Source organism: Ilyobacter sp. (assembly GCF_041583315.1).
GTDB lineage: Bacteria > Fusobacteriota > Fusobacteriia > Fusobacteriales > Fusobacteriaceae > Ilyobacter.
In genome coordinates, this window is record NZ_JBFHGC010000191.1 from 1 (window position 1) to 4,757 (window position 4,757).

The window sequence follows — 4,757 nt, forward strand, 5'->3', positions numbered from 1 at the left end:
AAAAACCTGCACTCAGCCGTCCTACAGAATAAGTTCCGCAGGGAACCGAGGACTGTAGCTTACAAAGGCGTTAAAAGAAACATCTACTTCCTAGACATTTGAAAACTCTTGACCTTTTGGTTACTTTTCTGTCAAGAGAAAAGTAACACTGGGTAAATTCAGTAATTCACACAAAAAAAATAAACTGATTTATTCTATAATAGTGATAAAAAATGAAACTTATTTGTACCGTGATGATAAATCTGTTAGAATTCAGATATACACTATTTAAAGAAGGGTGATAAGAGATGTTTAAACTTCATTCAAATTACAAACCCACAGGTGACCAGCCTGAAGCTATAAAAAAAATAGTCGAAAATATAAAGAGCGATGTGAAAGATCAGGTGCTTTTAGGAGTCACGGGATCGGGAAAAACCTTCACAGTGGCCAATATAATAAAAGAAACAGGGAGACCGGCACTCATAATGGCTCCCAATAAAACCCTTGCTGCCCAGCTTTATTCAGAATACAAATCTTTTTTTCCTGAGAACGCAGTGGAATATTTCGTATCATATTATGATTATTATCAGCCTGAGGCCTATATTCCCTCTACTGATACATTTATAGAAAAAGATTCATCTATAAATGATGAGATAGACAAGATGAGAAATGCCGCCACTGCAGCCCTTATAAACAGGAGGGACGTGGTAATTGTGGCATCTGTTTCTGCAATATACGGCCTGGGTTCACCGGAAACCTATAAAAAAATGACCATTCCCATTGATCTCAAGACAGGAATAGACAGGAAGAAATTTCTGGAAAAACTGGTGTCTCTGAGATACGAAAGAAATGACATAGCCTTTGAAAGAGGAAAATTCAGAATAAAAGGTGATGTGGTGGATATATATCCATCTTACATGGAAACTGGTTACAGGCTTGAATTCTGGGGAGATGACTTAGAGAGTATATCTGAGATAAATACCCTCACAGGAAAAAAGGTCAGAGGAGATCTGGAAAGAATCAGCATAATGCCTGCAACTCACTATGTCACAGAGGAAAAGGAAATAGATAGGATAATCGAGGATATAAAAATAGACCTCAAGGAACAGATAAAGAAATTTGAAGATGAGGGAAAACTAATAGAGGCCCAGAGGATAAAACAGAGAACAGAGTACGACCTTGAGATGATAAGAGAGGTGGGATACTGTAAGGGAATAGAGAATTATTCCAGATACCTTTCAGGGAAAAAACCGGGGGAATCTCCACACACTCTGCTTGAGTATTTTCCAGAGGATTTCTTGATATTTATAGATGAGTCTCATATAGGTGTACCCCAGATAAGAGGGATGTACAAGGGGGATCGTTCCAGGAAGGAAACCCTGGTGGCAAACGGATTCAGGCTTCCATCTGCCCTGGACAACAGGCCTCTCCAGTTTGAGGAGTTTCGGGAGATATCAAAGCAGACGGTATTTGTATCTGCCACTCCCGGGGACTATGAGATGGAGGTCAGCAAAGGACAGGTGGCAGAACAGCTTGTAAGACCTACAGGAATACTAGAGCCCCTTATAGAGGTGAGACCTACTGCGAATCAGGTAGATGACCTTCTGGAAGAGGTAAGGATAAGGTCAGAAAAAAAGCAGAGGGTCCTTGTAACGACACTTACGAAAAAAATGGCAGAAGAACTTACAGATTATTATATAGGATTCGGAGTAAAGGCAAAATACATGCATTCGGACATAGATACCCTGGAAAGAATAGAGATTATAAGGGGACTGAGACGCGGAGAGTTTGATGTCCTTGTGGGGATAAATCTTCTGAGAGAGGGTCTGGACATTCCGGAAGTCTCTCTGGTGGCGGTTCTCGAAGCGGACAAGGAAGGATTCCTTAGGAGCAGGAGATCCCTTATTCAGACAATGGGAAGGGCTGCCAGAAATATAGAGGGAAGGGTCATACTTTACGGAGATGTCATGACCGGTTCCATGAAGGAAGCTATAGGGGAAACAGAAAGAAGAAGAGAAGTACAGGCTGAGTACAATAAGGTACATAAAATCGACCCAAAATCAGTCATAAGAGAGATATCAGAAGAGGTTCTGAACTTTGACTACGGAGTGGATATGGAGAGCTACGAAAGAGAAAAAGTAAAAAGGATATTCACTTCTAAAAAGGATATAGAAAAAGAGATTGGAAAACTAAAGAAAGAGATAAAAATCTTGTCGGGAGAACTTGATTTTGAAAAGGCCATCATAAAAAGAGATGAGATGATCAAATTACAGGAACTTTTGCTGGAACTATAAAATTCTAGAGAGGTGAGAATATGATATGGGAAAAATCCTGTGGAGGAATAATAGTATTTATTGAAGATAATAAAGAAAAATTTTTAGTAATAAAGCAGATGAGTGGTTATTACGGATTCCCAAAGGGACATATGGAGGGTAACGAAACAGAGGAAGAGACTGCTCTTAGAGAAGTGTATGAAGAGGTAGGACTAAAAGCCAAAATAGTAGAAGGGTTCAGAGAAACCTTGGACTATCAGGTAAATAAAAATATAATGAAGGAAGCTGTTTTTTTTCTCATGAGAAGTGATGAAAAAAAAGTGAAACTGGATAAAAACGAAGTTCTGGAATATGCATGGCTGGGTTATAAGGATGCCTGGAAAAAAATAACCTTTGAGGAGGAGAAAGAGGCTTTTTTGAGAGCCTATGAGTATCTGAGAGAGGTGGAAAATGGAAGATAGGATTTATACAGTTTCCCAGTTCAACAAGATGGTAAAGGACTATCTGGAAGACAACAGTAATCTGAAAAACTTTTTTCTGAAAGGTGAGATTTCCGGTGTGAATTACTATAAAAGCGGCCACTTGTATTTTAATCTGAAGGATAAAAATTGCCAGGTGAAATGTACAGCCTTTGGATACAGGTATAAGAAAATACCTGAAGATCTCAAGGAAGGGGACAGTGTAAAAATATTCGGAGACGCCACTCTTTATGAAGCCCGGGGTGATTTCCAGATCATGGTACGGCATCTGGAAAAAGAGAATAAAATGGGGGCACTATATGAGGAACTTGAAAGGGTAAAAAGAGAACTTTCTGCCGGAGGGTATTTTGACCAGGATAAAAAAAGACCCATGCCTTCTCTGCCTCAGACAATAGGGATAGTGACCTCTGGAACCGGTGCAGCTGTGAGGGATATAATAAATACAGCAAAGCTAAGGTATCCTAATATAAACCTCTATGTGTATCCTGCAAAGGTGCAGGGACCAGGTGCAGCCCAGGAGGTCATAAAGGGAATAGAGATTCTGAACAGGATAGAAGAGATAGATGTGATAATAGCAGGAAGAGGGGGAGGAAGTATAGAGGACCTGTGGACATTTAATGAAAAAGATGTGGCTTTGGCGTATTTTAATTCTAAAAAACCCATTATTTCAGCGGTGGGACATGAGATAGATATACTTCTCACAGATTTCACAGCTGACCTCAGATCATCTACCCCTACTCATGCTTCGGAGATGGTAGTCCCTGAAAAGAAAAAGTTTCAGGAGAACCTTGAAAACCGTGAAAAATATTTAAAAAGTTTTTTAAAAAAATATATTCATAGAAAAAAAGATGAGATCAAAAGCAGAAGAAACTCATTTGTGATAAAAAACTTTCAAAGGTTAATCCAGGAGAAAAATATGGAGGTCATCGACAAGGAGAGAGAATTTAGCCGAACCTACGAGAGCTACCTCCTGAAAAAAAGACAGGAGATGGAGATGAAAGGGGAAAAACTCAACGCTCTTAATCCTAAAAACATACTGAAAAGAGGCTACAGCATAACCACCTCAAAGGGAAGAATCATAAAAAATATCCATGAGATAAATCCCGGGGAAATTTTGGAAACTACTTTTTATACAGGAAAAGCAACCAGTGTGGTGAAGGAGATAGATGTTGATGAAAAAGATGCTGTTTAGTCTTATTTTTATTTTTACAGGGTTATTTTCCTACTCTTTGGATAAATCAGAACTTCTGGATGAAGGTATTTACCAGATTCAGATAGGAAACTACTGGAGAGGAAAGGAATACCTGGAAGATTATCTCACCGGGGAAGAGGACATAGAAGCCTATCTTTACCTTATAGAGGCTGATAAAAAACTGGGAAATCTAAATCGTGCAGACAGTGCGGCCTTGAAGGCTATAAAAAAGTATCCGGAAGATGCAAGACCACTCTATGAGAGAGTTCTTATAAGGAAAATGATGGCTGACAAGGAAAAAACAGGGTGGAAAAAAAACAGATATGAAAAAGAGTACTATGAGATGTTTGAAAAATATCTGGCTAAAATTGAGTATGCAGACAGTGATAAAATATTTGAGCTTGGAAGTATATACTTCAACAATAATCTCTATGAGAAATCCAGGGATATTTTCATAAAAGAAAAAAATCATGACGAGAGAAATCTTTTTGGTGCAGCGACAACCTATAGATTTTTGGGGGATTACAGAAAGGCAGCCCTGGTATATGGACAGATACTACAGGTAAACCCGGAGTTTTATGAGGCTTATCTTGGAAGGGGTGCGTCTTATCAGCAGCTAGGTGACTATGGAAGAGCCGCAAAGGATTTTGAAATATATCTCGAATATGAAAAAGATATAAACCTGTATATAGGTCTGGCTAATATGTATATCAATATGGAGAGGTACAGCAGTGCCAAAGAGATCCTGGAAAAGGCACAGAAAGATTATCCGGCTTCGGTAGATATAAAGAGCCTTCTTATAGAGGTATATTCTAAAATTGAGAGATAGGTGAT

General features: G+C 38.9%; 4 protein-coding genes. All 4 read left to right on the plus strand.

Going from position 1 to position 4,757, the window contains the following annotated elements; genetic code table 11:
• Positions 1-287 precede the first annotated feature (287 nt).
• From uvrB to ABZA26_RS07865, 4 genes are read left to right on the plus strand one after another with little or no spacing between them, the layout of a single operon-like run.
• A complete protein-coding gene (uvrB, locus tag ABZA26_RS07850) occupies positions 288-2,273 on the plus strand; it encodes an excinuclease ABC subunit UvrB (RefSeq protein ID WP_372713968.1) in 1,986 nt (661 codons plus the stop codon).
• A 20-nt stretch (positions 2,274-2,293) separates the two neighbouring features.
• The gene (locus ABZA26_RS07855; RefSeq protein WP_372713969.1) at positions 2,294-2,713 is read left to right on the plus strand and encodes a bis(5'-nucleosyl)-tetraphosphatase; all 420 of its coding nucleotides are present in this window, start codon (positions 2,294-2,296) and stop codon (positions 2,711-2,713) included.
• On the plus strand, positions 2,703-3,923 hold the full coding sequence (gene xseA / locus ABZA26_RS07860; protein WP_372713970.1) for an exodeoxyribonuclease VII large subunit: 1,221 nt from the start codon (positions 2,703-2,705) through the stop codon (positions 3,921-3,923). Before ABZA26_RS07855 ends, xseA begins: the two co-directional genes overlap by 11 nt.
• Positions 3,904-4,752 (plus strand): tetratricopeptide repeat protein, encoded by an 849-nt coding sequence (locus tag ABZA26_RS07865; protein ID WP_372713971.1) that lies wholly within the window; start codon positions 3,904-3,906, stop codon positions 4,750-4,752. The genes xseA and ABZA26_RS07865 overlap by 20 nt, the downstream gene beginning before the upstream one ends.
• Positions 4,753-4,757: the final 5 nt, after the last annotated feature.

Bases quoted from the DNA above. Each gene is read 5' to 3' on its own strand.
- uvrB (WP_372713968.1), top strand. From the start codon at position 288: ATGTTTAAACTTCATTCAAATTACAAACCCACAGGTGACCAGCCTGAA.
- ABZA26_RS07855 (WP_372713969.1), top strand. From the start codon at position 2,294: ATGATATGGGAAAAATCCTGTGGAGGAATAATAGTATTTATTGAAGAT.
- xseA (WP_372713970.1), top strand. From the start codon at position 2,703: ATGGAAGATAGGATTTATACAGTTTCCCAGTTCAACAAGATGGTAAAG.
- ABZA26_RS07865 (WP_372713971.1), top strand. From the start codon at position 3,904: ATGAAAAAGATGCTGTTTAGTCTTATTTTTATTTTTACAGGGTTATTT.